The following is a 26,975-nucleotide window of genomic DNA, read 5'->3' as shown; positions in this document are numbered from 1 at the left end:
ATTAAGCAGGCTGGCTTCGTCCGGGGACCGGCTGATGCGCATCGGGGATGTAAGGTTGGCAGTCGACGCGGCCAAAGTGGTGGATAGCATTTGAGATTAAACTATATTCTTTAATATCGTGCAGAATTGATGTAAGCTGTTTTAAATAAAACAGCTCCAATTCTGTGAACGATCCCACGGTTTGCCAGACCAAGCAGTTAGGCAAACATGCATGGATCGCTTCAGGAATCGCCCCGCTTATGGATACCTTGAAAGCACTGATGGTCTTCATGACCACTGCCGAGAACGGCAGTTTTTCCGACGCCGCGCGCAAGCTTGGCGTTTCGCCTGCCGCCATCAGCCAGAGCATCGCCAGGCTGGAGCAGGAACTGGAAGTGCGACTGTTCAACCGCACCACGCGCCAGTTGACCCTGACCGAGGACGGCAGGCGCTTCTACGCGCAGTGCCGGGGTCCGGTCAACAACCTGGACTCCGCGATCAATCAGCTGAAGGCCAGCCGCGACGAGCCGGCAGGCCATCTGCGCGTCAGCATGCCCAACTCTTTCGGCCGCCGCTTCATCTTGCCCATCATGGGCGAGTTCTGCGAGCGCTATCCGAAGGTGAGGGTGTTCTTCGGTCTGGACGACCATTTCAGCGATCTGATCGAGGACGGCTACGATGTCGGCGTGCGCACCGGCATGATGCCGGACAGCCGCATGGTGGCGCGCAATCTGGCGCAGATGCCGCTGTACGTGGTGGCGTCGCCCGAATACTGGGATCAGCATGGCCGTCCGTCCTCTCCCGAGGAACTGAGCGGTTACGACTGCATCAACTTCCAGTTTCCCACTTCCGGCCGCCTGTTCAAGTGGGAGTTCGACCGCAAGGGCGAACGCATTCCGCTGGAGGTCAACGGCACTTACACGCTGAACGACATGGAGGCGGTGGCCGAGCTGGCGCGCCTCGGCATGGGTGTCGCGCAGCTGCCGGGCCACGAGGTGGTGCACCTGATCCGCAGCGGCGAGCTGGAGCCGGTGTTGACCGACATGGTGTCGCTGGAGCGTTCGATCTACATCTGCTTCCCGCACCGCGACCACATCGCGCCGCGCACCCGCGTCTTCGTCGATTTCGTGGTGGAGAAGCTGGCCGACCATCCGGACATCATGGCGGATCTGCCTGGACTGGACCTGTCTGCCAAGCGCAGCGCGCTGCAACAGAGCGTGGGCGTGCTCTGACCGGCATCTCCCTCCGATAAGAACCGGCGCCTTGGCGCCGGTTTTTTCATGGCCGGACGGCGCAGCCTTCTCCGACCACCCGGTCCCGCCCCGCCTGCTTGGCGGCGTACAAGTGCATGTCGGCGCGATGGACCAGGCTGTCCGGCGTGTCGTCGTCGGACAGCGTCGCCACGCCTATGCTGGCGGTGACGCGGGCGACTGCGCCGAAATCGGTCTCGCGCAGCAGCTGGCCGATGTTTTCGGCCAGCGTCAGCGCGCCGGCCTGTTCGGTTTCCGGACAGATGATGATGAACTCCTCGCCGCCCCAGCGGGCGACGGTGTCGAGCTGGCGCGCCCTTTGGCGCAGCGCCTGGCCGAAGCGCTGCAGCACCATGTCGCCGGCAAGATGGCCGTGGCTGTCGTTGATGTGCTTGAAGTGGTCGAGATCGAGCAGCAGCACCGAGTAAGGTCGTCCCGAGCGGTAGCTGCGTTCGGTCTCGCGCTGCAGCGCCTGGTTGGCGCGACGGCGGTTGGCCAGGCCGGTGATGTCGTCGCGCTCGGCCTGGCGGCGCAGCGCCTTCAGCAACTGGCGCGCCTCGCGCAGGCGGCGGACGGCGAACCAGGTCATCGATAGCGCCATTGTGAAGCTGAGCAGCAGCACTTCGTCCAGCTGGGATGTCGGGTGCTGGTGCAGCCAGACATCCAGCTTCTCGAACAGATCCCAATCCACGAACAGCAGATAGCAGCCCAGGTTGAGCAGCAGGATCAGGATCAGCTCCTTGCGTATGCGGCGGGCGCTGAACGGCCAGGGAGTCATGATGCCCTTGAGGGGAGGCGGACTATTTTCTTGCTAGTCCATCGCGTCCTCAGGGGCAAGCGGGCCGTTTCAGACGGCCATCATCCCCGCCAGCGGCGTCTGGCTCCAGTCCACGCTGTCCAGCAGGTTCTTGACGATCAGGCCCAGCTCGGTGTCGCCTTCTATGGCCAGCTTGCGCTGGAAGAACAGCGTGTCCGGATCCTCCTCGCGCAGCATCATGCGGGCGAAGTCGCAGCCGTTGGCGCTCAGCCGCAGATCGGGCTCGGCGTCGCTGGTGGTGAAGGCGCCGCCGCTGGCGGCGAAACGCAGGCGCAGCCCGGCATCCTTGATGTGCACTTCGAAACGCTTGCCGTCGAGCAGGTCCATGTCGACCGGCAGCACGCCGCGCCGCTTCAGCAGATTGAGCAGGGAGGCCAGCAGCCAGCTGGGCGGGGTGGCGGGCAGCCGCGACAGCAGGCGGGCGCCGGCGGCGGGGAAGGTCAGTTCTGGCACGCGCATCAGCGGGTCTCCTCCAGGGCGTGGATGCCGGCCTGGCCGCGCCAGTAGCCGTCCACGAGTTCGCCGGGCGCCTGGGCGCGCAGCCCGTCCAGCAAGCCATCCGCGCCGGCCAGGCCGTCCAGCCGCTGACGGAAAGCCCGGACTACGGCGTCGGTGTCTCGCGCCTGCGGGCTGATCCGCAGCCGGCTGGCGCCGGCGGCGTGCATCTCCTCCAGGTGGGGCAGCAGCGCTTGGCAGCCGTCCGACATGGTCTGGATGCCGTTGATGGCCAGGAAGTGCTGGCCTTCGCGGGTGTCCAGCCTGAGGCCGTCTGGGTGCTCCAGGCAGCGGAACTGGCAGTCGTCCTTGTTCAGGTTGTAGTGGCGGGCGGTGAAGCAGCGGGAAGACAGCGCCAGCGGCAGCCGCCCCCAGGCGAACACCTCGGTGTCGATCTCCAGTTGCTGGCTCCGGGCGGCAGCCAGCAGCGCGGCCAGCGTGTCGCGGCCCATTTCCACCGGCGGCAGCCAGCGGTAGGCGCCCAAGCGGCGCATCAGCGCCAGCGTGTCGGCGTTGTAGATGTTGAGGTGGGTGCCGGCGACGAAGGGCAGCTTCTTCTCGCTGGCCAGCCGCACCGCGCCGAGGTCGTTGGCCTCGATGGCCACCTGGCCGTTGTCTACCATCTTGCGCAGCCGCTTGAGGTCGGATTCGCTCTCAATCAGCGCCTGGCAGGACAGCACGACTTCGCGGCCGGTCGCGCCAAGGTCGGCGGCCAGCGAAATCCAGTCCTGGCCGCGCAGCTGCTGGCGGCGGCCGCACACCACTTCGCCCAGATACAGGGTGTCCAGCGGCCAATCGGCGGCTTCGGCGTAAAAACGGAGGATGTCGTCGCGGCTCCAGAAGAACAGCACCGGGCCGAGCGACAGTTTCAGGGGAATGGGATTCATGCGGATATCCATGCTGCAGGTTCACTTCCACGGGCGATCGTAGGCGCCCAGCGTCTGCTGGTGTCCTTCCGCCACCTTGCTCAGCGCCTGCTGCCAGGCGGGCTGGACCATGAAGCGGTGCCGCTCGCGGCCGGCGGCGTCCAGCGCCTCGCGCAGCGCGCGGGTCACCTGGGCGACGTAGGCCGGGCTGCGCTGGCGGCCTTCTATCTTGATCGCGGCCACGCCCATTTCCAGCAACTGCGGCAGCACCGCCAGCACGTTGAGGCTGGTGGGTTCCTCCAGCGCGTAGTAGGTGTCGCCCTGGACCTCGAAGCGGCCTTTGCACAGGGTCGGGTAGCCGGCAGGCTGGTCCAGGCCGTACTGGTCGATCAGGATGCCGGACAAACGCGCGTCCAGGCTGGACGGCGTGTTCTGCCACTGCACGTACTTGGCCGGCGAGCAGACGCCGTGGCTGTTCGGCGATTCGCCGGTGGCATAGCTGGACAGCAGGCAGCGGCCTTCCACCATTACGCACAGGCTGCCGAAGCCGAACACTTCGATCTCGACCGGGCTGTGTTCGATCACCTTCCTGACCTGGTCCAGGGTCAGCACGCGCGGCAGCACCGCGCGCTGGATGCCGAACAAGTCGTGCGCCAGCTTCAGCGCCTCGTGGTTGGTGGCGGAGCCCTGCACCGACAGGTGCAGCCGCAGGCCGGGATGGCGGCGGCTGGCGTAGTCCAGCAGGCCGAGGTCGGCCAGGATCACGGCGTCCACGCCCAGGTCCGCCGCCTGGTCCACCGCGCGGCGCCAGCGGCTGATGTCGCCGCCCTGGGCATAGGTGTTGATCGCCATCAGCACCTGGCGGCCGCGTTCGTGCGCGTAGCGGATGCCGATGCGGGCGGTGTGCTCGTCGAAATTGAGGCCGGCGAAGTTGCGGGCGTTGGTGTCGTTTTTCAGGCCGAAGTAGACGGTGTCGGCGCCATGGTCGACGGCGGCCTTGAGCGCGGGCAGGCTGCCCGCCGGACACACCAGTTCCGGCAGTTTCTGACTGGCTGGCATGGGAAAGTCGCAGATAGGGGAAATGCGGGGACAGTAGCAGATGGGCGCCTGGCTGCCCTTGTTTTGGGTCAAGGAGCGCCGGTCGCGCCATCGGGGGCGGCCAATCCAAGCTCGCGCAGGACCCGGACCACGACGCGCCAGCGCAGGCCAGGCAGGCGGTGCGGCAAGAAAGCGCAGCGAAGGATTCGCGGCCTGGTCAGCGGCTCTTCGGCGCGGCCAGGCTCAGCGTGAGGTTTTCGCCCTGGCTGTCGGTCCAGCTCACGTCCACCCGGGCATTGTCGCCGCTGGTGTCGCTGCGGCAGTTGAAGCGGGCCAGCGTGCCGCTGGCGGCGGCCGGCGCATAGCTGCTTTGGCTGCAGTCGGAGGGCTTGCCGGTTTTCCACTGTTCCAGGGTCGCCTGGGCCAGATTGGTGGCGGTGTTGTAGTCGTTGGCGGCGATCTGGCTGTGCAGCAAAGCGGTCTCCAGGCGCAGCAGGCCCAGCGCGCCCACGGCCAGCACCAGCAGGCTGATCATCATTTCCAGCAGCGTGAAGCCGCGCGGGGCCCGGGTTTTCATGTGTCCATCCAGCTGTAGGGCAAGGCTTTCAAACGGCCTCCGCCGCCCTGGCCGCCGCCGTCGGGCGGCTCGTCCGGCCGGAACGAGTCGGGCAGCCCGCGCAGGTCTATCGTGGTGCTGGCGCTCCATTGGTGCGGCCGCGAACCTTGGGCGCCGGCTTGCGCCAGCGCGCTGACATAGCCGTGTATGGTGGTGCTGCCGCTGGAAAACAGCTGGTTGCCGGCCCAGACATTGCCGAATACCCGGCTGGACGAGCCCAGCGTGATGTCGCCGCCGCGGAAGCGGCCGTTGACGTAACCGCCGGCCAGCAGCACCGCATTGCCTACCGGGCGGCCCTTGAACGCCCCGCCCTGGCAGTCGTCATCCGGGTAAAGATTGGGAAAGTCGGCATTGGCGCAGACGCCGACGGCGCCGGCGTAGTTGACCGCGTAACTGACGTGCTGGCCGCTGGTGGCGATGCCGCCGCTGGCGATGAAGGTGTTGTGGTAGGTGCCGTTGCCCACTTCCAGGTCGCCGTCGAACCACAGCACGCCCGGCGCGAAGGTGACGCCGTCCAGCTTCCACTGGCCGGGCCGGCTGCCGGCGAAGCAGTCGTTCTGCGGCGAATGCCCCTTGCAGATCAATGTGGCGGGCGCGCGGCAGACGCCGTTCGCGTCGGTGGCGCGGCACAGGTAGTTGGGCAGCTGCTTGTCCGGATCCCGGCCCAGCCGGTATTCGCCGTCGGCCAGGCCGTGGATCTTGCGCACCGTCACCCGTACGCCGCCGTCGGCGGCATGGGTGAACACGTAATGGGCCTGGCCGCGGTAGTCGTAGGCGTCCAGCCGCGGCCGTTTCAGCTCCAGCCGCGGCACCGGCTGCAGATTGAGCTTTAGGCCCGGCTGGAACGCGATGCGGATGTCGGGGTTGCCGGCATTGTAGCTGGCCCTGCCGGCGACGGTGGCGGCAAGGGGCGCGCCCCAGCCTTGCACGTTCAGGTCTCCCTCGGCGCGCAGCGCGTCCAGCGAGCCTACCTGGCGGATGTCGACCCTGCCCTCGGTGTCGAGCTTGCCGAAGCGGGCGCCGCCCATCGCGATGTCGACGTCGCCCTTCACTTCGGCCTGGGCCACCGCGGGGCTGACGCCCGGGCTGCTGAGGAAGGCGGCCTTGCCGTTGACCCGCGCCAGCTCGCTGATGGCCGCGTCGCCGCGCAGGGTCAGGTTGCCCAGCGCCTTCACCGTCTGATATCGGCCGTTGCTCAGCTCGATATTGCCGTTGGCGTACAGCGTGCCTATGGTTTGCGAACCGGTGACGATGATGTCGCCGGTGCTTTGCAGGGCGGCGATGCCGTCCACCGTGCCGCTCAGCGTCACCGTGCCGTCCACCGTCATCTCCACCGGCTTGTCGCCAATCAGGTTGATCGCGCCGCTCAGGTCCAGATTGCCGACCAGGGTCAGCGCCTGGTTCGAGCCGCCGCCGTTGTCGGTCTGGAGGAAGTCCCGCTGCACGGTGACGAGGTGGCCGTCGTAGCGGCCGGTGCTGCGCAGCCGTACCCGGTTGGGCGGGATGGTTTGCTGTTTGAGCGCGAAGCGCGGGTTGTCCGCCGGCAGCGGGCGGCCCTGCGCCAGCGCCAGGCTGCCCTGGCGCAGCCCTTCCTCGGCGTAGTCCAGCGCCTGGTGGTAGCGGTGCTGGTTCTGCGCGTTGGCGTGGATCAACACCAGCTGGCGCGAGGCGGCCAGCAGCACCAGGCTGGCGATCGCGAGCAAGGTCAGCACCGCGAACAGCGTGGTCAGCCCCGCAGATCGACGCTTCATGGCCCCTTGACCTCGGGCTGGTTGCGCAGCGTCACGCTGGTGCGGATGTCCAGCCTTTCTTCGCCGGAACCCTTGGCCGCGCGCGCGCTGACGGCGATGCCGATCGCGCTGCCGCCGGCTTCGGAACGAAAGCTCAGCATGTCGACCACGCCGATGTCGGGCTTGCTCAGGTCGTCCCAGCCGCTGGGCGCGTCGCAGTTCCAGTCGGCCTTGCCGCTGCTGCGCCGCTGGATGCGTTGATTGCTCAGGCGGAAGGCGAAGTAACGGAGGCTGGGCGTGACGGAGGGCGTGGCCGGATTGTCGTAGCCGTAGAGCAGGCAGCTTCCGTCTCGCTCGATGAACAGTTCGCGGTAGGGATTGTCTTCTTCCGCGCCGGAACCGTTCCAGAAACCGGCGCGGCGAAGTTCCATCGCCATCAGCGACAGCGACGCGTCCATCATCGCGCCCAGCTGCGCCTGGCGGCGCTCGCGGCTCTGCTCGCCCAGCAAGCTGACCAGCAGGCCGGACACGATCAGCAGCAGCAGCAGGCCTATGGTCATGCTGACCAGCAGCTCCAGCAGGCTGATGCCGCGCGCGGATTTCATGGGCAGCGGGCCTCGCCGACGATGACCAGGCCGGTGGGCAGCAACTGCAGATCCGCCGGCCGGCAGCCGGAGCGGCTGAGCCGCAGCCGCAGTCCGCCGATCAGCGCGCCGCCAGGGGTTTCCGGCAGGCCGCGCAGCGGCGTGAAAACCAGCTGCAGCGGCAGCGGATCGGCCATGTCCAGCGCGATGCCGGCATGCTCGGCGCTGCCTACGCACAGCAGATCGCGGACGGTGTCGCATTGATCTTTTGCGCTGCTTTCCGATACCCGAAGCAGCCAGGCGGCGCCGTCGCGGCTGAAGGTCACCCATATCTTTTTCTGGCGGGTGGAGGCGCTCTTGCGCGCCAGCTGCAGCCCGCGGTCGATATCGTCCAGCGCGCCCTGCAATTGCTGGCGGGCGATCCAGCGGCCCAGCGCCGGCAACGCCTGGGTCAGCAGCACCAGCGCCAGAGCCAGCACCACCATCAGCTCGATCAGGGTGACGCCCCGCTGCGCGCGACGCATCATCGCCCCCAGCAGGCCGGCGGCGTCAGGCTGACCGTCTGCTGCCGCTGGGTGAGGGTGAGGGTCTGGCAATCGCGGTCGCCGGCCTGGGCGCCGCCGGGCTTGGCCGTGGCCTGGACGTAGAAGTCGGACGCCGGGTTGTCCCCGGGCCTGATGCCTGTTTCGAGCTGGTAATGCCCCTGGGCGCTGGCGCCGCCGACGTAAGGCGTTTTCAGGTCGGCCAGCCTGGCGGCGTAGCCGGCGTTGAAGCCCCGGTAACGCAACTGGGCCTGCTGCAGCTGGTACAGCGCGTCCAGCGCATCGCTGCGGCGGCTGCGCTGCATGTAGCTCTGGTAGGACGGAACGGCGACGCCGGCCAGGATGGCCACCACCGCCAGCGCGATCAGCAACTCCAGCAGCGAGAAACCGCGGGGGGATAAAGAGGCGGGAAGATCGCGGTTCATCTGGCGGCGGACTCCGGGGACGGGTTGGGGGGCTGCATCGCGCGTCCCTACTGTGTCCTAGAAGCCGCGGCCGGCGCAGTCAAGCCGGCGGGCCGGATCAGAGCAGCGGCAGCGCCAGCTTGGTCTTGGCCACCAGCACGATGTAGAGCACCGTCGCCAGCGCGGCGACGAAGGCCGCCGCCCGCCGCCGCGGCGTGGCGCCGCGCAGCGCGATGCTGCCCAGAACCACGTAGGCGACCAAGCCGGCGATCTTGGCCAGCAGCCAGGGGCTCTGCAGGATCGGCCAGCCGCCCATCGCCACCAGCGCGATCGCGCAGGCCAGCAGCAGCGTGTCGATCACGTGCGGCAGGATGCGCAGCGGCTTGTTTTGCAGCAAGTGGCCGCGGCCGCCCAGCACCAGCGCGCCGCGGGCGGCGAACAGCAGGATGGACAGGTAGGCGAAGCCCATGTGGGCGTGCTTGACGATCAGGTAGGGGTACATGTCGGTCCGACGGTTGAGGCGCAGCGCGCGCCGATGCCGGCCATGGTACACGGCGCGCGCGGCGTTTTGTAGCGCGCTCGGGAAGGCGGGGCGGAACGGAAAAGCGCAATGTCATTATCATCGCCGTATTGAATGCCATCCGCGGGTGACGGGCATTGACGGGCGTCAATCGCCGCCGGTTCGCCGGCCGGCCGCCGCGCGATGCTACAATCCGGCCATAATCCGCATCCAGGCGCGCGCACCCATCCCATGCTGTTTCTCTACCAATCCAACCGTCTCGAGCAACTGGGCGAGCTGTTCTGCGGCATGACCCAGGCGATGCCGCTGGCCGACCCGTTCGCGGCCGAGACAGTGATCGTGCAGAGCCGGGGCATGGGGCGCTGGATCACGCTGGACGTCGCGCGCAAGGCCGGCATCGCCGCCAACATCGATTTCGCGCTGCCCGCGGCCTTCGCCTGGCGGCTGATGCAGAAGGTGATGCCGGATCTGCCGCGCAAATCGGCCTTCGTGCCCGAAGTGCTGGCCTGGAGGCTGCTGGCGCTGTTGCCGTCGCTTTCCGGCGAGCCGTTCGGCCCGGTGCTGCATTACCTGGAGGGCGGCGAGGCCGCGGCTTTCGAGCTGGCCGGCAAGATCGCCGACATCTTCGACCAATATCTGGTGTTCCGCCCGGACTGGATTCGCGCCTGGGAGGCCGGCGAGCTGCTGGGCCTGGGCGAGGACGAGGCCTGGCAGGCCTCGTTGTGGCGGCGGCTGGCCGAAAGCGACCCGGGCCGCCACCGGGTGCGGATGCTGGACCAGTTCTTCGCCGATCTGAAGCCCGAGCACCTGCCGCCACGGGTAACGCTGTTCGGCATCGCCAGCCTGGCGCCGATGTACCTGGCGCTGGTCAAGCGGCTGTCCCAGCTGACCGATGTCTGCCTGTTCACGCTGAACCCATGCGAGGCCTACTGGGGCGACATCGTCGACGCGCGCCGGCTGCTGAAGCTCAGGCAGGCCGGCGACCTGTTCGCCACCCAGGGCCATCCGCTGCTGTCGTCGCTGGGCAAGCAGGGCAGGGACTTCTTCGAGCTGATCGCCGAGGACGCCGAGCTGGACGCCAAGCCGCTGTTCGCCGCGCCCAAGGGCGACGGCCTGCTGGCCCGGCTGCAGCGCGACATCCTGCAGCTCAACGATCCGTCGCAACTGCCGCGGCCTTTCGATCCGGCCGACGCCTCGATCGAAGTGCACGCCTGCCATGGCCCGATGCGCGAGCTGGAGGCGCTGAAGGACAGGCTGCTGGCGATGTTCGCCGCCGACCCCAAGCTCAGCCCGGCCGACGTGGCGGTGCTGACGCCGGACATCAACGCCTACGCGCCGTACATCGACGCGGTGTTCGGCCGCCGCGACGACGCGCCCAACATTCCGTACAGCATCGCCGACCGCCGCGTCGAGCGCGAGCAGCCGCTGCTGTCCACCTTCGCCGCCGTGTTGAAGCTGGCCGATTCCCGCTTCGCCGCCGACGAGGTGCTGGCGCTGTTCGACTGCCCGGCGCTGCTGGCGCGCTTCGATCTGGCCGACGCCGATCTCGCCTTCATCCAGGACTGGGTGCGCGACGCCGGCATCCGCTGGGGGCGCGACGCCGCGCACAAGGCGTCGCTGGGCCTGCCGGCCGAAGCCGCCTATACCTGGCGCTGGGGACTGGACCGCCTGCTGTTGGGCACCGTGCTGCCGCCGGCGCTGGCCGGCGACGACGCCGGGCTGTTCGCCGGCCTGCTGCCTTACACCGCGGCCCAAGGGCAGCTGGGCGAGACGCTGGCGCGCTTCGCCGGCTTCTACGACGCGCTGGACGCGCTGGCGGACGCGTGGTCGCAGCCGGCCGCGCCGCAGCAATGGGCGCAACGCTTCCACCAGGCTTGCGACCGCCTGTTCCTGGCCGAAGGCGACGACGAGGCGGCGCTGGAGCTGCTGCGCGAGGCCTTGGCCGAATTGGCCGAGAACGCGGACCTGGCCGGCTTCGGCCAGCCGGTGGGCCTGGCGGTGGCGCGCGACTGGCTGCTGCGCAAGCTGTCCTCGTCTTCGGCCCAGGGCTTTTTGTCCGGCGGCGTGACTTTCTGCGCGATGGTGCCGATGCGCTCGATACCGTTCCAGGCGCTGTGCCTGATCGGCATGAACGACGGCGCCTACCCGCGCGACGAGCGGCCGGTCAGCTTCGACCTGGTGGCGCGCAATCCGCGCCGCGGCGACCGCTCGCGCCGCTTCGACGACCGCTATCTGTTCCTGGAGGCCATCCTGTCCGCCCGCGGCCGGCTGTACCTGTCTTATGTCGGCCAGTCGGCGCGCAGCGGCGAGCCGCTGCCGCCGTCGCCGCTGGTGTCGGAGCTGCTGGACACGCTGTCGGCGATGTGCGGCGAGGACATGGCGGCGCGGCTGACGCTGCGCCATCCGCTGCAGCCGTTCTCGCCCAAGGCCTTCGATGGCGGCGACGCGCGGCTGGCCAGCTTCGAGCCGGCCTTCGCCGCCGCGCTGGCCGCGCCGCCGGCCGAGCCCGCGCCTTTCGTCGCGCCGCTGCCGGACGAGGGCGCGGCGACGGTGGTCAATCTGCATGATTTCATCCGCTTCTGGCAGAACCCGGCGCGGGCTTGGCTGGCCGACCGGCTGGCGCTGCGGGTCGCCTACAGCGGCGACGCCCAGCCGGCGCGGGAGCCGTTCGCGATGGCGCGCGACGCCAGCCACGCGCTGCGCCGCCAGCTGGTGGAGGCGATGCTGCACGGCAAGCCGCCGCAGCCGGTGCGGCAGCGGGTGGCCGCCGCCGGCCTGCTGCCCTGCGGCGAGCTGGGACAGGCCTGGCTGCAGGAGGAGGGGCGCGCCAGCGTGCGGCTGGCCGGCCGCTTGCCGGGCGCGTTGCGCGGCGAGGCGCTGCCGCCGCAGCCGGTTCACCTGGAGATCGCCGGCTTCACGCTGGTGGGCGAGCTGTATGGCCTGAGGCCCGAGGGCCGGCTGGACTTCATCGTCGGCAAGATGAACGCCGCCCAGCGCGTCGCGCTGTGGCTGAGCCATCTGATCCTGTGCGCGTCGCGGCCGGCGGGCATCGCGCCGCACAGCGCCTGCTACGACGACGCCGGCAGCACGCTGCTCCATGACGAGATCGACGCCGCCGGCCTGCTCGTGCCGTGGCTGGCGCGCTGGAAGCAGGGCCAGGCGCAGCCCTTGCCCTTCTTCGGCCGCACCAGCTGGGCCTATGCCGAGGCGTTGGCCAAGAACCCGGACAAGCCGGACAAGGCGCTGGCCGCCGCCTGGCAGAAGTGGGAGCCCAATTTCATCCTCGGCGACGGCGTCGCGCAGAAAGACGAGCCGGCGATCGCGCTGGCTTTCCGCCACCAGTCGCCGCTGGAAGACCCTTTGTTCGCCCAGCTGGCGGAGACGCTGCTGCTGCCGCTGGCCGAACGCCTGCAGGGAGGCGAGGCATGAACGCGCCGCAGGCGCTGGACGCGCTGAACTGCCCGCTGCAAGGCGTCAACCTGATCGAGGCCTCGGCCGGCACCGGCAAGACCTGGACCATCGCCGCGCTGTTCGCCCGGCTGCTGCTGGAAGAGCGCGACGGCGCGCCGCCGCCGGCCATCGAGCGGATACTGGTGGTCACCTACACCAAGGCCGCCACCGCCGAGCTGCGCGAGCGGCTGCGCCGGCGGCTGGCCGAGATGCTGGCGCTGCTGGACGGCAAGGCCGACGGCGACGACTTCCTGCGGGCGCTGGCCGCGCGCTTTCCCGAGGGGCCGGCGCGCGACGTCGCCCGCCAGCGGTTGACCGCCGCGGTCAACGGCTTCGACGCCGCCGCCATCTACACCATCCACGGCTTCTGCCAGCGGGTGTTGACCGACGCCGCCTTCGAGAGCGGCCAGACCTTCCAGGCGGAACTGGTCGAGGACGACGCCGCGCGGCTGGCCGAGATCGTCGACGACTTCTGGCGCCGCCGCATCGTCGCCGCGCCGCTGCTGGCCCAGGTGCTGGTGGAGCGGGGCGAGACGCCGGACGCCTGGCTGGCCGAGATCCGTCCCTATCTGTCCAAACCCTATCTTAAGCTGCGCGCGCCGGACGCGGTCCGGCTGGAGAACGCGAGATGGGTGGCGAGTGAGCGATGGAGACTGCTGGCCTCCGCGCCAGAGCAGGTTGAGGAAGGTCTGGCATTGTTCCTCGCCCATCCCGGCTTCAAGGCCAATATCTACCGGCCGGATACGATGGCGCGTGCCGCCGACAATCTGCGCGGCTGGCTGGCGCAGCCCGACGCGCTGCCCGAGCTGGACAGCGACAGCCGCAAGCTGCTGGACAAGCTGCGGCCGGAGGCGTTGGCCAAGGGCATGAAGAAGGGCTGCGATGCGCCGGCCCATCCCTTGTTCGAGCGGATGGAGGCCTGGCTCGCCGCCTGGGACGTCTATATGGACCAGGTGGCCAACTCGCTGGCCGGGCTGAAGCTGGAGCTGATCGCCTGGGCCAACGAGGAGCTGGCGCGCCGCCGCGGCGTGGAGCGCAGCCGCAGCTTCGACGACCTGCTGACCGATCTGGGCGCGGCGCTGGACCATCCGGCGACCGGCCCGCTGCTGGCGGCGCAGGTGGCGGACAGCTTCTCCGTGGCGCTGATCGACGAATTCCAGGACACCGACCCCACCCAGTACCGGATTTTCCGCCGCTGCTTCGTCGAGGAGGCGCGGCCGGTGTTCCTGGTCGGCGACCCCAAGCAGGCGATCTACAGCTTCCGCGGCGCCGACATCTTCGCTTACCTGGCCGCCCGCCACGACGCCGAGCGCCAGTACACGCTGGATACCAACCGCCGCTCCGACGAGCCGCTGGTGGCTACCGTCAACGCGCTGTTCGGCCGCGAGCTGCCCTTTTTGCTGGACGGCATCGCCTACCAGCCGGTGGCGGCCAGTCCCTCGTCCGGCGGCCGGCTGGAGGTGGACGACGACCGCGCGCCGTTCAACGCGCAGTGGCTACCGGCCGGCGAAAAAGAATTGAGCAAGGAGGCGGCCGAGCTGGCGGCGGCGGAAGCCTGCGCCGACGAGATCGCCCGCTTGCTGACGCTGGCGGGCGAGGACCGCGCCGCCATCGTCAAGGGCGCGTCGCGGCGGCGGCTGGCCGGCGGCGACATCGCGGTGCTGGTGGCCACCCACAGCCAGGGCGACCGGGTGCGGAGCGAGTTGCGCGCGCGCGGCGTGGCCAGCGTGGCGCTGACCCAGGAGAGCGTGTTCGCCAGCCGCGAGGCGGGCGAGATGCTGGCCCTGCTGCACGCCTGGGCCGAACCGGCCAACGAGGGCCGGCTGCGGCGCGCGCTGGCCACCGAGCTGGCCGGCCTCGACGCCGCGCGGATCCAGGCCGAACTGGAAGACGAAACGCGCTGGGAGCGCCAGCTGTTGAAGAATGCCGACGACCACCAGCGCTGGCGCGAGCATGGCTTCATGGCCGCCTGGCGGCATTATTTCGCCCGCGAACGGGCGGCGGAGCGGCTTTTGCCGCTGCCGGACGGCGAGCGGCGGCTGACCAATCTCGGCCACCTGGCCGAGCTGATCCAGCAGGAGAGCGAAGGCCGCCAGGGCATGGCGCCGCTGCTGGCCTGGTTCGCCGCCCGCGTCGCCGATCCGCCGCGCGGCGAGGACGCGGTGCTGCGGCTGGAGAGCGACGCCGCGCTGGTGAAGATCGTCACCGTCCATACTTCCAAGGGCCTGCAGTATCCGGTGGTGTTTTGCCCCTTCCTGTGGAACGGCGCGCTGGAGCGGCGCGGCGCCGGCTTCTGGAGCTATCACGACGGCGACGAGCCGTGGCTGGCGCCGGAGGCGGCCGCCGACGACGGCATCCGGCAAGCGGCGCGGAGCGAGATGCTGGCCGAGAAGCTGCGCCTGCTGTACGTGGCGCTGACCCGCGCCCAATACCGGCAGTACATCTCCTGGGGCTGGGTGCGGGAGCTGAAGACCGCGGCGCTGTCCTGGCTGCTGCACGCGCCGGGCGCGCGCGACCTGGCGGCGCTGGAGGCGCTGGAGCTGGACGGCGGCACCGTGGCGGCGCAGCTGCGGGCCTTTCTCGACCAGCGCGGCGGCGCGGCGCGCTGGCTGGAGGCCGAGGGGCGGCAGGCGCTGGCCGGCGGCCGCGATCCCGGCCGCGCCTACGCCGCGCTGCCGTTCGAGCGCAGGCTGTACGCGCCGTGGAAGATCGCCAGCTTCACCTCGCTGACCCATGACGCCGGCAGCCATCTGGCCGAAGCGCCGGACTACGACCGCGCGGCGGCGCCCGCGCCGGCCGAGCCGGCGGCGGACCCGGTTCGGGACCGCTTCAGCTTTCCGCGCGGGGCCAAGGCCGGCGTCTGCCTGCACGAGATTTTCGAGAACATCGGCTTCGGCGACGCAGAGGACGACATCCGCGCGGCGGTGCAACGCGCGCTGGCGCGGCACGGCTTCGGCGAGGAGTGGCTGGATGCCGGCTGCGACCTGATCCTGGGCGCGCTGAACGCGGAGATCGCCCCCGGCGCGCGGCTGCGCGACGTGGCCGACCACAAGCGGCTGATCGAACTGGAGTTCACGCTGCCGGTGAAGAAGCTGGACGTGGCGGCGCTGATCGCCGCGCTGCAAAAGCCGGCGCACGGCCTGGCCGAACCGTTCCGGCGCGCCGCCGCCGGGCTGGATTTCGCCAGCGTGCAGGGTTTTCTGAAAGGTTTCGTCGACCTGGTGTGCGAGGCCGGCGGCCGCGTCTACCTGATCGACTACAAGTCCAACCATCTGGGCGACGCCTGCGACGATTATCGCGACGACAGTCTGGTCCACGCGGTGGCGCGGGAGCATTATTACCTGCAGTACCTGATTTACCTGGTGGCGCTGCGGCGCTACTTCGCCGCGCGCGGCGCGGACTGGGACGGCCGTTTCGGCGGCGTGCGCTATCTGTTCCTGCGCGGCATGGGCGAGCCCGGCTGCGGCGTGTGGGCCGATATGCCGTCCACGGCGCTGCTGGACGCGCTGGACGCGTTGCTGGCGGGATCCGGAACCAAGAGAGGCCCTGGTAGTTCTACGCAATGATGGCGGCCGGGGATGGCAACTAAGCTAAGCAAGTGGACAAGGAAGTGAAACATGTTTGAATCCGCCGAGATCGGCCACAGCATAGACAAAGACACTTTCCGCAAGATGATGCCGGCGCTGCGCGAGGCGCTGCTGGACGTGCAGTACGATCTGAAGGAGTCGGCCGAATTCCCGGTGCTGATCCTGATCCACGGTTTCGACGGCGCCGGCCGCGGCGAAACGATGAATCTGATCAACGAGTGGCTGGACCCGCGCCTGATCGACACCGTCGCCTTCGACAAGCCCAACGACGAGGCGCGCGCCCGGCCGTGGATGTGGCGCTATTGGAACGAGCTGCCGGCCACCGGACGCATCGGCATGTTCTTCGGCTCCTATTATTCCGATACCCTGTTCGACCGGGTGTTCAGCCGCAGCGACCGCGACGCCTTCGATCGGCAGATTTTCGACATCCTGCGCTTCGAGCGCATGCTGACGCAGGATGGCGTGGTGGTGCTGAAGTTCTGGTTCCACCTGAGCCGCGACAAGCAGAAACAGCGGCTGAAGACGCTGGAGCAGGATCCGGCCACCAGTTGGCGCGTGACCAAGACCGACTGGGAGCACTATGAGCGCTACGACAAGATCCGCAAGTACGGCGAGCACATGCTCAGGCTGACCAACACCGCGCACGCGCCGTGGATCGTCATCGACGGCGAGGACGCCAACTACCGCAGCCTGACCGTGGGCAACACCATACTGGAGGCGATACGCAACCGCATCGGCCAGCCGGTGCTGGCCACCGACCGGGTGGAGGCGCCGCCGCTGCTGGCGCCGATAGACAACAAGCTGGTGCTGGACACGCTGGAGCTGGAGCAGAAGCTGGACAAGGCCAGCTACCAGAAAAAGCTGGACCAGCTGCAGGGGCGGCTGAACAAGCTGACCCGCGATCCGCGCTTCGGCGCGCATTCGCTGGTGCTGGTGTTCGAGGGCAACGATGCGGCCGGCAAGGGCGGCAGCATACGCCGCATCACCCAGGCGCTGGACGCCCGCCGCTACCGGGTGGTGCCGGTGGCGGCGCCGACGCAGGAGGAAAAGTCCAAGCCGTGGCTGTGGCGCTTCTGGCGGCACCTGCCCGGCAAGGGCGGCATCACCATTTTCGACCGCAGCTGGTACGGCCGGGTGCTGGTGGAGCGGGTGGAAGGCTTCGCTCCCGAGGCGGACTGGATGCGCGCTTATTACGAGATCAACGATTTCGAGCACCAGCTGACCGAGAACGGCGCCATCGTGCTGAAGTTCTGGCTGGCCATCAGCAAGGAAGAGCAGCTGGCCCGCTTCAAGGGCCGCGAGGAGACCGGTTTCAAGCGCTTCAAGATCACCGACGAGGACTGGCGCAACCGCGACAAATGGGACCTCTACCGCCAGGCGGTCAGCGACATGGTGGACCGCACCAGCACCAGCAAGGTGCCGTGGACGCTGGTCGAGGCCAACAACAAATATTTTGCGCGCATCAAGATACTGTCCACCATCTGCGACGCGCTGGAGGCCAGGCTGGGTGAATAGGCTGTGGTGGGGGCTGATGCTGTTGCTGTGCCTGCCGGCGCTGGCGGAAACCACGCTGCGCGCCGGCGTGGCCAACGACAGCGGCGAATCGCTGCGCACGACCGTGGACGGCGGCCTGGCGCTGGCCTATCGCGACGCGCTGGCCTTGATCGCCCAGCAAAGCGGCATCCGCTTCCAGCTCGACTACTACCCCTCGCAGCGTCTGGAGCAGCTGTTCCAGGTCGGCAAGCTGGACGTCGAGGTCGGCGTCCACCCCTCCTGGCGCGCGCTGTCGCCGGTGGCGGGCTTTTACACCCAGCCTGTCGCCGACGAGGAATTCGTGCTGTGCCTGCCGCCGGGCAAGGGCAAGCGGCCCGCGCCGCTGTCTTCGCTCAAGGGCGGCACCATCGGCACGCTGCTGGGCCAGCGCTACCCGTCGCTGGAAGCCGCGTTCGGCAGCCGCAAGCTGCTGCGCGACGGCTCTGCCAACGAGGACGAGATGCTGGACAAGCTGCGCCAGGGACGCGTCCAGGCCGTGGTGCTGGAGCGCCGCCGCGCGCAGTACTGGAGCCGGCGCGACGAGGGCGGCGCTGTCTGCCGGGCGAATCGGTGGGCAGCCTGCCGGTGTCGCTGCGGCTGCACCCGCAATACCGCGAGCTGTTGCCCAGGCTGAACCAGGCGATCCAGCAACTGAACGAGCAGGGCCGCTTGCGGCCGCTGTTCGCCCGCCGCTGAGCGCGCCGCCGTTTTTCCGGAAGTCCCATCGATGAGAACCGATACCCCGCTGTTGCCCGGCCAACTGGCCCGGCTGTTCCAACGCCTGGCGCCCGACGTCGACGACAGGGTGCTGGCGCTGATCGGCGAATTGAGCAACGCCAACCTGGCCGGCCATGTCTGTCTGCCGCTGGCGCACCGGGGCGAAGCGGCGGCGCTGCGCGGCAGTCCGCTGGTCGGCCGGCCGGGCGAGTACGCGCCGCTGATCCTGGACGAGGCCGGGCGGCTGTACTTCGCCCGCCATTGGCACGACGAAGACCGGCTGGTCCAGGGGCTGGAGCGATTGGCCCAGCCGCTGCCGCCGCAGGACGAGGCCAGGCTGGCCGATTGGCTGAATCGCCTGTTTCCCGGCGCGGGCGACGGCGAGCCGGACCGGCAGAAGCTGGCGGCCGCGCTGGCCGCGCGCCAGCGGCTGATGGTGATCTCCGGCGGACCCGGCACCGGCAAGACCACCACGGTGGTGCGGCTGCTGGCGCTGCTGGCGGCGATGTCGCCGCGTCCGCTGGTGATGGCGATGGCCGCGCCGACGGGCAAGGCGGCGGCGCGGCTGTCCGAGTCGGTGCGCGCGGCGCGCGACCGATTGGACGCGGACGACGCGGTGCGCCGCCAGTTGCCGGCGCAGGCGGAGACGCTGCACCGGCTGCTGGGCCTGCGTCCCGGCGTCGAGGCCCCGCGCCATCACGCAAGCAATCCGCTGCCGCTGGATGTGCTGGTGGTCGACGAGGCGTCGATGATCGACCTGTCGCTGATGGCGCGCACGGTGGCGGCGCTGCCGTCGCAGGCCCGCTTGATCCTGCTGGGCGACCGCGACCAGCTGTCTTCGGTGGAGGCGGGCGCCGTGCTCGGCGAGCTGTGCGGCCGCATCGCCTATCGCGACGAGACCTCGCAGTGGCTGCAGCGGGTGGCCGGCGCCGTCTTGCAAGGCGATGCCGCGCCCGGCGGCGCGCTGACCGACTGCGTGGCGTTATTGACGCGCAGCCACCGCTTCGGCGCCGACTCCGGCATCGGCGAGCTGGCGCGTCGGGTCAACGCCGGCGAAGGGCAGGGTTCGCTGCATGTGCTGGACGACGCCGGCTGGCCCGACGTTTGGCGCCAGGACGCCGCCGACGACGCCGAGCTGCTCGCGCGCCGGCGCGGCTACCTGGACGCGGTGGCGGCCGGCGCGGGCGCGGACGAGGCGCAGCGCGCGTTTTCCGCCTTCATGCTGCTGGCCGCCGAGCGGCGCCAGGTGGCTGACTGCAACCGCCGCATCGAGCGGGAGCTGGAGGCCGCCGGCGTCAAGCAGCCTGGACGTGATTGGTATCCGGGCCGGCCGGTGATGATAGGCGAGAACGATTACGGGCTGGGCCTGTTCAACGGCGACATCGGCTTCGCCTTGCAGCGGCCGTCAGGCCTGAGGGTGTTGTTTCCGTCCGCCGACGGGGGCTGGCGGGAGTTCGCGCCCGGACGGCTGCCGGCGCACGAGACGGTGTTCGCGATGACGGTTCACAAGAGCCAGGGCTCGGAGTACGACGAAGTGTGGCTGCAATTGCCGCAGCAGGCCGGCGCGCTGCTGAACCGCGCGCTGTTGTATACCGCCATCACCCGCGCCAAGCTGCGTTTCGCCGCGGTGGGCGACGCCGAAGCATGGCTGCGCGGGGCGGAGCTGGCGCCGCGCCGCGATTCCGGCCTGGGTGACCGGCTGCATTGAAATCGCGCGGAATGCAACAGTCGTGGGCTTTGTGCGACGAAGGATAGTCAAGCGTCGGCAGACATCCTAATATGCAGCCTTCCCGGAACCATGCAGGGGGAGTCGTCATGCAGGTGGATGCCGTACTCGGCTACCTGGACAAGGTCAGCCGCTTCGATGCGCAGCAGTTCACGCCGCTATTCATCGGCACCGAGCGTATGGGGTGCGTCAACGCCCAATGGAAAGAGCGCCTGCTGCAGCATGAGCCGCAGCTGTTCGAAGAGACGTTCCAGGGCCTGAAGTGCAAGGTGAAGGGCAGCTACCGCAGCATCAGCCATGCGCTGGCCCATGCCGCCAGGCGCTGGCAGCAGGCCGGCTGGCTCAACGGCTGGCGCAACGAGAATTTCACCGCCTTCCGTCAGGACGGCAGCCCCTATTTCGAACTGGAGCGGGCGGCTTTCCGCCCGCTGGGCCTGACCAGCCGCGCGGTGCACGTCAATGGGCTGTGCCGGATGGAAGACGGCGAGACCAGGATGTGGGTGGGGCGGCGCAGCCCGCACAAGGCGGTCGATCCCAACCGGATGGACAACCTGGTCGGCGGCGGCGTGGCGGCCGGCGAGACGCTGGAGCTGGCGCTGCAGCGCGAGTCGTGGGAAGAGGCCGGCGTCGCGCGCGAACGGGTGGACGGGCTGAAGCCGTCGTCGCTGCTGCTGGCGCAGCGTCCGGTGGCGCGCGGCCTGCACCGCGAGTGGCTGTACGCCTACGATCTATGGCTGGCGCCGGGGGAGTCGCCGGCCTGCCAGGATGGCGAGGTGGCCGAACACCTGCTGCTGCCGTTTTCCGAGGTCGAACAGCTGCTGGTGGCTGAGCGCTTCATGATAGACGCGGCGCTGGTCAGCATGGACTGCCTGTGCCGGCATGGCTATTGGGGGCGCGACAATCAGAAAATGGCCGACGCCCTGGCCCGCGTCCGGCACGAGCTGGGCCGGGAAGTGGGCGTGCCGGCCTGACCGCTGTCCGCCGAGGCGGTCGGAACCGGCGATGCGCGTCATCCCCGCTCGACGAAACAACCCGGCAGAGCCGGGTTTTTCCTTTTCAGCTTTATCCTATGCGGTTTTCTCATTCGCCTGTTTCAGCCATTTTCTGGAATTACCCGAATTTGCTATCAATTTTGCATTGAATTGTAAATAAAACTCGGTTTTCTCTTACATCCAGTCTTGGTGGTTTCCTCTCAGGTAAACTCATGTAGAATCAAAACACGGAAATGCATTCCGTATAAAAAATTCTGCAGCGCCGTTTCCTTGAGAAAATAACAATGTATCGGTTGAAACTGATTTCACCGGATTTCGGCATCGACGACAGCGGACCGCTGCATCCCACCCAGGAGCAGGCGCGCAGGGCCGCCGAACTGATGCTGCATGTGTACAAGGGCAGGCTGAGGGCCGAGGTGCACAAGGTGGACCTGAAGACGCGCACGTCCGAGAAGCTGGAAGAGGTATACATCAGGCTGGAGCCGCAGACCTGAGGTCCATGGCCGGGTTTCGCCGCGCCCGGCTATTTTTGTGCGCGGGAATGGCCGCAGGCAAACTTTCCCGTTGCGGATCAGCTCAATATAGGCTACCGTCATCGCTCCACTAAACCCCCTATCCGGCGCCTCCCCGGCCGCCGGCAATGGAGCGATCTTTATGTTTTCCTGGTTCGAACGCCGGATATCCCCCTATCCGGACGCGCCAGCCGCCCAGCCTCCGAGCGGCTTCTTTTCCTTCGTCTGGTTCTGTACCCGAGGCATGCGCGGCCTGATTCTGTGCATGACCCTGCTCACCGCGCTGATCGGCGCCTTCGAGGCCTTGCTGTTCTCGATGATGGGCTCGGTGGTGGACTGGCTGGCCAAGGTGCCGGCCGATCAGCTGTGGCAGCGCGAGCGTGGCCATCTGCTGATGCTGGCCGGCATTCTGCTCGGCAGCGTATTGTTGGTGTCGCTGCAGGCGATGAGCAAGTATCAGGGCCTGTTCTCCAATTTCCCGATGCGGCTGCGCTGGAACTTCCACCGCCATTTGCTGGGCCAGAGCCTGAGCTTCTATCAGGACGAGTTCGCCGGCAGGGTGTCGGCCAAGGTGATGCAGACCGCGCTGGCGGTGCGCGACACCGTGTTGATCGTCACCGACATCCTGGTGTTCGTCGTCATCTACTTCGTCACCATGATCGCGGTGCTGGGCCATTTCGACACCATGCTGTTGCTGCCTTTCCTGGCCTGGCTGGCGCTTTACGTCGCGACCTTGTGGTTCTTCGTGCCCAGGCTCGGCAAGGCGGCCAGCCTGCAGGCCGACGCGCGCAGCCTGATGACAGGCCGCATCACCGACGCCTACACCAATATCGCCACCGTCAAGCTGTTCTCCCACGGCCAGCGCGAAGCGCGCTTCGCCAAGGGCGCGATGCAGGAGTTCCTGTCCACCGCTTACCGCCAGATGCGGCTGGTCAGCGGCTTCGAAGTCGTCAACCAGCTGACCAGCATGCTGCTGATCGGCGTCACCACCGGTTCCGCGCTGTGGTTGTGGAGCCAAGGCCAGGTCAGCATCGGCGCGGTGGCGGCGTCCACCGCGATGGCGTTGCGGCTGAACGGCATTTCGCACTGGATCATGTGGGAAATGTCCAGCCTGTTCGAGAACATCGGCACAGTGCAGGACGGCATCTCCACGCTGTCGCGCACGGTAGCGGTGGTGGACAGGCCGGATGCGGCCAGGCTGGAGGTGCCGCGCGGCGAAATCCGCTTCGACAATGTCGATTTCGCCTATGGCGGCGCCAAAAAAGTGATCAGCGGGCTGAATCTGACGATACGGCCGGGCGAGAAGATCGGCCTGGTCGGCCGTTCCGGCGCCGGCAAATCCACCATCGTCAACCTGTTGCTGCGCTTCTACGACCTGGACGGCGGCCGCATCCTGATAGACGGCCAGGACATCGCCGGCGTCACTCAGGACAGCCTGCGCGCCAAGGTGGGCATGGTGACCCAGGACACCTCGCTGCTGCACCGCTCGGTGCGCGACAATCTGCTGTACGGCCGGCCGGCCGCCAGCGACGAGCAGATGATTGAGGCCGCGCGCAGGGCCGAAGCCGATGATTTCATCCGCGCGCTGACCGATCCCAAGGGGCGCGTCGGCTACGAGGCGCATGTCGGCGAGCGCGGCGTCAAGCTGTCGGGCGGCCAGCGGCAGCGCGTCGCCATCGCGCGGGTGATGCTGAAGGACGCGCCGATTCTGTTGCTGGACGAAGCGACCAGCGCGCTGGACTCCGAGGTGGAGGCGGTCATCCAGGGCAGCCTGTATCGGCTGATGGAGGGCAAGACCGTGGTGGCCATCGCGCACCGCCTGTCCACCATCGCGGCGATGGACCGCCTGATCGTGCTGGATCGCGGCCAGATCGTAGAGGAGGGCTCGCACCAGCAGTTGCTGGCTCAGGGCGGCCTCTATGCCCGGCTGTGGGCGCATCAGAGCGGCGGTTTTCTCGGCGAGGAGGACGGCGACGAGGAGTCGAGCCTGTCCCTGATGGGCTGACGACGACAAGACCCTCCGGCATGCCGGAGGGTTTTTTTTCATGGCGCAGGAGAGAGAGGCGCGCTCGGATGCTTGCGCGCGCTGGCGCTCATGGCCGTCTGGCGCATTCTCGGACGTTTGCGGAGAGAGATGGCTGTGAAACGGCGAAGCGGGGAAGGAAAACCGATGAAACAAGGCAATGACAGCTGATTTTATGAAAATAGAATGATAGGGGAGGGGAAGGAAATCCGGAAGGGCGGGCGGTGACGCAAGTGTTTGTTTTGATTGGCGCACCCGACAGGGATCGAACCTGTGACCTTCAGCTTCGGAAACTGACACTCTATCCAACTGAGCTACGGGTGCGCTGACACTTGAGATCAAGTGGATGCATCATACAGCAAACATCTAATCCGAGTCCAGAGTATGGTTTTTTGCCTTGTGAACTTGCATACCGTATAATTAACCAGTTTTAATTGTCATTTTTTCAGGCGAGGCTTGGGATGAGTAATGAGAACGGAATGGCCCCTGGCCAGATCGTGAAGGTTCTGGTCAGCATCGTTGTCTTTCTTGTCGTGGCGATTTGGCTGCTGGCCAAGCTCGCTACCAGTGGTTTCAACGTGGATGCCGAGGTGATGACCAAGGAGGCCGTGGCCGCTCGCCTGAAGCCGGTCGGCGAATCCAAGGCCAGCGACGCGCCGCCGGGAATGCGCACCGGCGAACAGGTCTACAAGGGCATCTGCATGTCCTGTCACGCCACCGGCCTGGCCGGCTCTCCCAAGTTCGGCGACGCCGGCGCCTGGGGGCCGCGCATCGCCAAGGGCTGGGACATGCTGGTCAATCATGCGCTCCATGGTTTCAACGCGATGCCGGCCAAGGGCGGCGCGACCGACCTGAGCGATGACGAAGTGAAGCGCGCCGTCGCCTATATGGGCAATGCCGGCGGCGCCAAGTTCACCGAGCCGCCGGTGGGCGGCGCGGCCGGCGCTGCGGCGGCCGCCGATCCGGCCGTGGTGGGCAAGAAGATTTACGACAGCGTGTGCGTGGCTTGCCACGGCGCGGGCGTCGCCGGGGCGCCGAAGTTCGGCGACAAGGCTGCCTGGGCCGCGCGTCTGAAGCCGGGCATGGATGAAGTGGTGAAAATCGCCACCAAGGGCCTGAACGCGATGCCGCCGAAGGGCGGCTATACCGGCAGCGATGCGGAATTCCGCTCGGCTATCGAATACATGGTCAATAATTCAAAATAAGCAGCGCTTGATGTAAAAAAAGCACCCAATCGGCATTGGGTGCTTTTTTAATGCATTTGGGGTAATGTGGAATGTCAATGTTTATGACTTGATAAAAAGGACAGGTGGCACGCTGGGCGATATCGGGCATTATGCGTTCATCTGATTGACCGATTGGCTTTCCAGCCCTTCAGTCAGGTGAGGTTCCCCAGCCTCGCTTCACCCAGAGATGTTCCTCATTCTTCTTTATGGCGCCTCGCGGCGCCATTTTTTCTTGCCGATTCAGTCAGGCATCTCGCCAGATTTGTCCTTGCCGGCCAGCATGGCCGTCAGATTGGCCAGCCGGGATTTGCCTTCGCTTTTGCTGACCAGCGGTTCGGCGCCGGGTTTGCCGAAATGGCGCAGGTCTTCGCCGTCGATTTCGCTGATGAAGCGCGACGGTTCGATGAACTGCCATTCGCCGGCGCGGCGGCGCTTGACGCAATAGCTCAGCGTCAGGCTGCGCTGGGCGCGGGTGATGCCGACGTACATCAATCGGCGCTCCTCTTCCACCATGCCGTTTTCCACCGACTCGCTGTGCGGCAAGATGCCTTCCTCGCAGCCGACCAGGAACACGTGCGGGTATTCCAGGCCCTTGGACGCGTGCAGCGTGGACATCCTCACCGCGTCCACCTCGCCTTCGTCGCGGCCTTCCAGCATGGTGATCAGCGCGATGGTCTGCGTCAGCTCGATCAGGTTCTTGCCGTCGGCCTCGCCCTTCTTCGCCAGCCAGGCCACCATTTCCAGCAGGTTCTTCCATTTGGTTTCGGCGATCTTGGGACTGTCTTCGCTGTCGTACAGCCAGGCTTCGTAACCGATGGCCTGCAGCAGCTCCAGCGAAAGCTTGCCGGCTTCCTCGCGGGTGGCTCGGTATTGGAGCTGGCTGATGAAGTCGCAGAACTGCTCCAGCGGCGCAAGCTGGGCCTGCTGCACCTGGACGCGCAGCCCGGCGTCGTGGGCGGCGGCGAACAGGCTTTTGCCATACTGGCCGGCCCAGGCGCCCAGTTTTTCCAGCGTGCCGGCGCCGACGCCGCGCTTGGGCGTGGTCAGCGCGCGGATGAAGGCGGGATCGTCGTCGGGGTTGGCGATCAGCCGCATGTAAGCCAGCAGATCCTTGATCTCAGGCTTGTCGAAGAAGCTCTGGCCGCCGGCCATCTGGTAGGGGATGCGCTGATTGCGCAGCGCCTGCTCGAAGATGCGCGCCTGGTAGTTGCCGCGGTAGAGAATCGCGTAGTCCTTGAACTCCGTCCGGCATTCGAACTTGTGCGCCAGCAGCCGCTGCACCACGGTTTCGGCCTCGTGCTCCTCGTCCTTGCATTGCACCACGTGTATCGGCTCGCCCAGGCCCAGCTCGCTCCACAGCTGTTTCTCGAACAGCTTGGGGTTGTTGGAGATCACGCTGTTGGCCGCGCGCAGGATGCGGGCGGTGGAGCGGTAGTTCTGCTCCAGCTTGATCACCTTCAATGCCGGAAAGTCCTGCTGCAGCAGCCGCAGGTTTTCCATGTTCGCGCCGCGCCAGGCGTAGATGGACTGGTCGTCGTCGCCCACCGCGGTGAACAGGCCGCGCACGCCGGTCAGCAGCTTCACCAGCTGGTACTGGCAGGTGTTGGTGTCCTGGTATTCGTCTATCAGCAGGTAGCGCAGCTTGCCCTGCCACTTGAGCAGCACTTCCGGATGTTCGCGGAACAGCTGCACCGGCAGCCGGATCAGATCGTCGAAGTCCATCGCCTGGTAGGCGGTCAGGGTGTCCTGATAGGCGAGGTAGGTCTTGGCGCAGACGCTTTCCCATTGATCCTGCGCCGCCAGCAGCATGTCGTCCGGCGTTTTCAGATCGTTCTTCCACAGCGAGATCTGGCTCTGCACCTTGCGGATCTCATCCTTGGAAGTGGTGTTGAGGATGTCGGCGATGATCTTGCCGGCATCGTAGGCGTCAAGAATGGAGAATTGGGTCTTGTAGCCCAGATGGGGCGCTTCCTGGCGCAGGATGTGCATGCCGAGCGAGTGGAAGGTGGAGACGGTGATGCCGCGGATCTCCGCCGAGCTCATCAGCTTGCCGACCCGCTCCAGCATTTCGCGCGCCGCCTTGTTGGTGAAGGTGATGGCGGCGATGTGCCGGGCCGGGATGCCGCCCTCGCGCACCAGGTGGGCGATCTTGTAGGTGATCACCCGGGTCTTGCCCGAGCCGGCGCCCGCCAGCACCAGCAAGGGGCCGTCGAGATAATGGATGGCCGCGCGTTGCGGCGGATTGAGCAGGGGAGCGGACATGGCGGTCGGGCCCGGACGGGCGCAGCAAATCGGTAATCAAGGCCATGCATTGTAGCATGGGGTATCATGGCTTATCGCGGATGAGGCGCGCTCGATCCGCCTGACA

Annotated in this window: 22 protein-coding genes and 1 tRNA gene; 10 read left to right on the top strand and 13 right to left on the bottom strand. The window is 67.5% G+C overall.

Annotated elements, in window-relative coordinates:
- Window position 1 precedes the first annotated feature (1 nt).
- Window positions 2-271, bottom strand: a complete 270-nt coding sequence (locus CV_RS23720; protein WP_131825816.1) for a hypothetical protein — start codon at window positions 269-271, stop codon at window positions 2-4.
- Here CV_RS23720 and CV_RS20215 point away from each other — a divergent pair.
- A complete protein-coding gene (locus CV_RS20215; RefSeq protein ID WP_230623664.1) occupies window positions 270-1,211 on the top strand; it encodes a LysR family transcriptional regulator in 942 nt (313 codons plus the stop codon). The two genes, CV_RS23720 and CV_RS20215, sit on opposite strands and share 2 nt — an antisense overlap.
- Before the next feature lie 46 nt (window positions 1,212-1,257).
- Here CV_RS20215 and CV_RS20210 read toward each other — a convergent pair whose 3' ends face one another.
- From CV_RS20210 to CV_RS20165, 10 genes are all read right to left on the bottom strand, one after another.
- The gene (locus tag CV_RS20210; RefSeq protein ID WP_011137634.1) at window positions 1,258-2,007 is read right to left on the bottom strand and encodes a GGDEF domain-containing protein; all 750 of its coding nucleotides are present in this window, start codon (window positions 2,005-2,007) and stop codon (window positions 1,258-1,260) included.
- Window positions 2,008-2,076: 69 nt separating this feature from the next.
- A complete protein-coding gene (locus CV_RS20205; protein WP_011137633.1) occupies window positions 2,077-2,505 on the bottom strand; it encodes a ubiquinone anaerobic biosynthesis accessory factor UbiT in 429 nt (142 codons plus the stop codon).
- Window positions 2,505-3,428, bottom strand: a complete 924-nt coding sequence (locus CV_RS20200) for a U32 family peptidase (protein ID WP_011137632.1) — start codon at window positions 3,426-3,428, stop codon at window positions 2,505-2,507. Before CV_RS20200 ends, CV_RS20205 begins: the two co-directional genes overlap by 1 nt.
- 21 nt (window positions 3,429-3,449) lie before the next feature.
- Complete coding sequence (locus tag CV_RS20195) at window positions 3,450-4,466, bottom strand: ubiquinone anaerobic biosynthesis protein UbiU (RefSeq protein ID WP_011137631.1); 1,017 nt, start codon at window positions 4,464-4,466, stop codon at window positions 3,450-3,452.
- 196 nt (window positions 4,467-4,662) lie between these two features.
- A complete protein-coding gene (locus CV_RS20190; RefSeq protein ID WP_011137630.1) occupies window positions 4,663-5,022 on the bottom strand; it encodes a type IV pilus modification PilV family protein in 360 nt (119 codons plus the stop codon).
- Window positions 5,019-6,812, bottom strand: a complete 1,794-nt coding sequence (locus CV_RS23865) for a hypothetical protein (RefSeq protein WP_011137629.1) — start codon at window positions 6,810-6,812, stop codon at window positions 5,019-5,021. The genes CV_RS20190 and CV_RS23865 overlap by 4 nt, the downstream gene beginning before the upstream one ends.
- Window positions 6,809-7,396: a prepilin-type N-terminal cleavage/methylation domain-containing protein gene (locus CV_RS20180; protein ID WP_011137628.1), complete on the bottom strand. Its 588-nt coding sequence runs from the start codon at window positions 7,394-7,396 to the stop codon at window positions 6,809-6,811. Before CV_RS20180 ends, CV_RS23865 begins: the two co-directional genes overlap by 4 nt.
- A complete protein-coding gene (locus CV_RS22425) occupies window positions 7,393-7,902 on the bottom strand; it encodes a GspH/FimT family pseudopilin (protein WP_052278881.1) in 510 nt (169 codons plus the stop codon). Before CV_RS22425 ends, CV_RS20180 begins: the two co-directional genes overlap by 4 nt.
- Entirely contained in the window at window positions 7,899-8,342 is a 444-nt protein-coding gene (locus CV_RS20170) for a type IV pilin protein (protein ID WP_011137626.1), read from the bottom strand. Before CV_RS20170 ends, CV_RS22425 begins: the two co-directional genes overlap by 4 nt.
- A gap of 97 nt (window positions 8,343-8,439) precedes the next feature.
- Window positions 8,440-8,823, bottom strand: coding sequence for a SirB2 family protein (locus CV_RS20165; protein ID WP_043596822.1), 384 nt, complete (start codon window positions 8,821-8,823; stop codon window positions 8,440-8,442).
- A 249-nt stretch (window positions 8,824-9,072) separates the two neighbouring features.
- Here CV_RS20165 and recC point away from each other — a divergent pair, with 249 nt between their 5' ends.
- The 8 genes from recC (at window position 9,073) to CV_RS20125 (ending at window position 23,363) form a co-directional block, all read left to right on the top strand.
- Complete coding sequence (gene recC / locus CV_RS20160) at window positions 9,073-12,270, top strand: exodeoxyribonuclease V subunit gamma (RefSeq protein ID WP_011137624.1); 3,198 nt, start codon at window positions 9,073-9,075, stop codon at window positions 12,268-12,270.
- On the top strand, window positions 12,267-15,857 hold the full coding sequence (gene recB, locus CV_RS20155; RefSeq protein WP_011137623.1) for an exodeoxyribonuclease V subunit beta: 3,591 nt from the start codon (window positions 12,267-12,269) through the stop codon (window positions 15,855-15,857). Before recC ends, recB begins: the two co-directional genes overlap by 4 nt.
- A 51-nt stretch (window positions 15,858-15,908) precedes the next feature.
- The gene (gene pap, locus CV_RS20150; protein ID WP_011137622.1) at window positions 15,909-17,393 is read left to right on the top strand and encodes a polyphosphate:AMP phosphotransferase; all 1,485 of its coding nucleotides are present in this window, start codon (window positions 15,909-15,911) and stop codon (window positions 17,391-17,393) included.
- Window positions 17,386-18,045 carry a hypothetical protein gene (locus CV_RS20145; protein WP_148206064.1) on the top strand — a complete coding sequence of 220 codons (660 nt, stop codon included), beginning with the start codon at window positions 17,386-17,388 and terminating at the stop codon, window positions 18,043-18,045. Before pap ends, CV_RS20145 begins: the two co-directional genes overlap by 8 nt.
- Window positions 18,046-18,138: 93 nt before the next feature.
- Window positions 18,139-19,836: an exodeoxyribonuclease V subunit alpha gene (recD, locus tag CV_RS20140; protein WP_011137620.1), complete on the top strand. Its 1,698-nt coding sequence runs from the start codon at window positions 18,139-18,141 to the stop codon at window positions 19,834-19,836.
- A 107-nt stretch (window positions 19,837-19,943) separates the two neighbouring features.
- Window positions 19,944-20,825, top strand: a complete 882-nt coding sequence (locus CV_RS20135; RefSeq protein ID WP_011137619.1) for an NUDIX hydrolase — start codon at window positions 19,944-19,946, stop codon at window positions 20,823-20,825.
- A gap of 305 nt (window positions 20,826-21,130) precedes the next feature.
- The gene (locus tag CV_RS20130; protein WP_011137618.1) at window positions 21,131-21,340 is read left to right on the top strand and encodes a hypothetical protein; all 210 of its coding nucleotides are present in this window, start codon (window positions 21,131-21,133) and stop codon (window positions 21,338-21,340) included.
- A 160-nt stretch (window positions 21,341-21,500) separates the two neighbouring features.
- Window positions 21,501-23,363, top strand: a complete 1,863-nt coding sequence (locus CV_RS20125; protein WP_011137617.1) for an ABC transporter ATP-binding protein — start codon at window positions 21,501-21,503, stop codon at window positions 23,361-23,363.
- A 265-nt stretch (window positions 23,364-23,628) separates the two neighbouring features.
- Here CV_RS20125 and CV_RS20120 read toward each other — a convergent pair.
- Window positions 23,629-23,705, bottom strand: a tRNA-Arg gene (locus tag CV_RS20120).
- Window positions 23,706-23,860: 155 nt separating this feature from the next.
- On the opposite strand from CV_RS20120, the gene CV_RS20115 reads away from it, so the two are divergent.
- On the top strand, window positions 23,861-24,586 hold the full coding sequence (locus CV_RS20115) for a c-type cytochrome (RefSeq protein ID WP_225548525.1): 726 nt from the start codon (window positions 23,861-23,863) through the stop codon (window positions 24,584-24,586).
- 261 nt (window positions 24,587-24,847) lie between these two features.
- Here the strand turns inward: CV_RS20115 and CV_RS20110 are convergent, their stop codons facing one another.
- On the bottom strand, window positions 24,848-26,869 hold the full coding sequence (locus tag CV_RS20110) for a UvrD-helicase domain-containing protein (protein WP_011137615.1): 2,022 nt from the start codon (window positions 26,867-26,869) through the stop codon (window positions 24,848-24,850).
- Between the last annotated feature and the right edge of the window lie 106 nt (window positions 26,870-26,975).

The organism is Chromobacterium violaceum ATCC 12472, assembly GCF_000007705.1.
In the GTDB taxonomy this organism is placed as follows: Bacteria; Pseudomonadota; Gammaproteobacteria; order Burkholderiales; family Chromobacteriaceae; genus Chromobacterium; species Chromobacterium violaceum.
The sequence above is the reverse complement of the archived record's forward strand: the minus strand, read 5'-3'. Positions and strand labels throughout refer to the sequence as shown.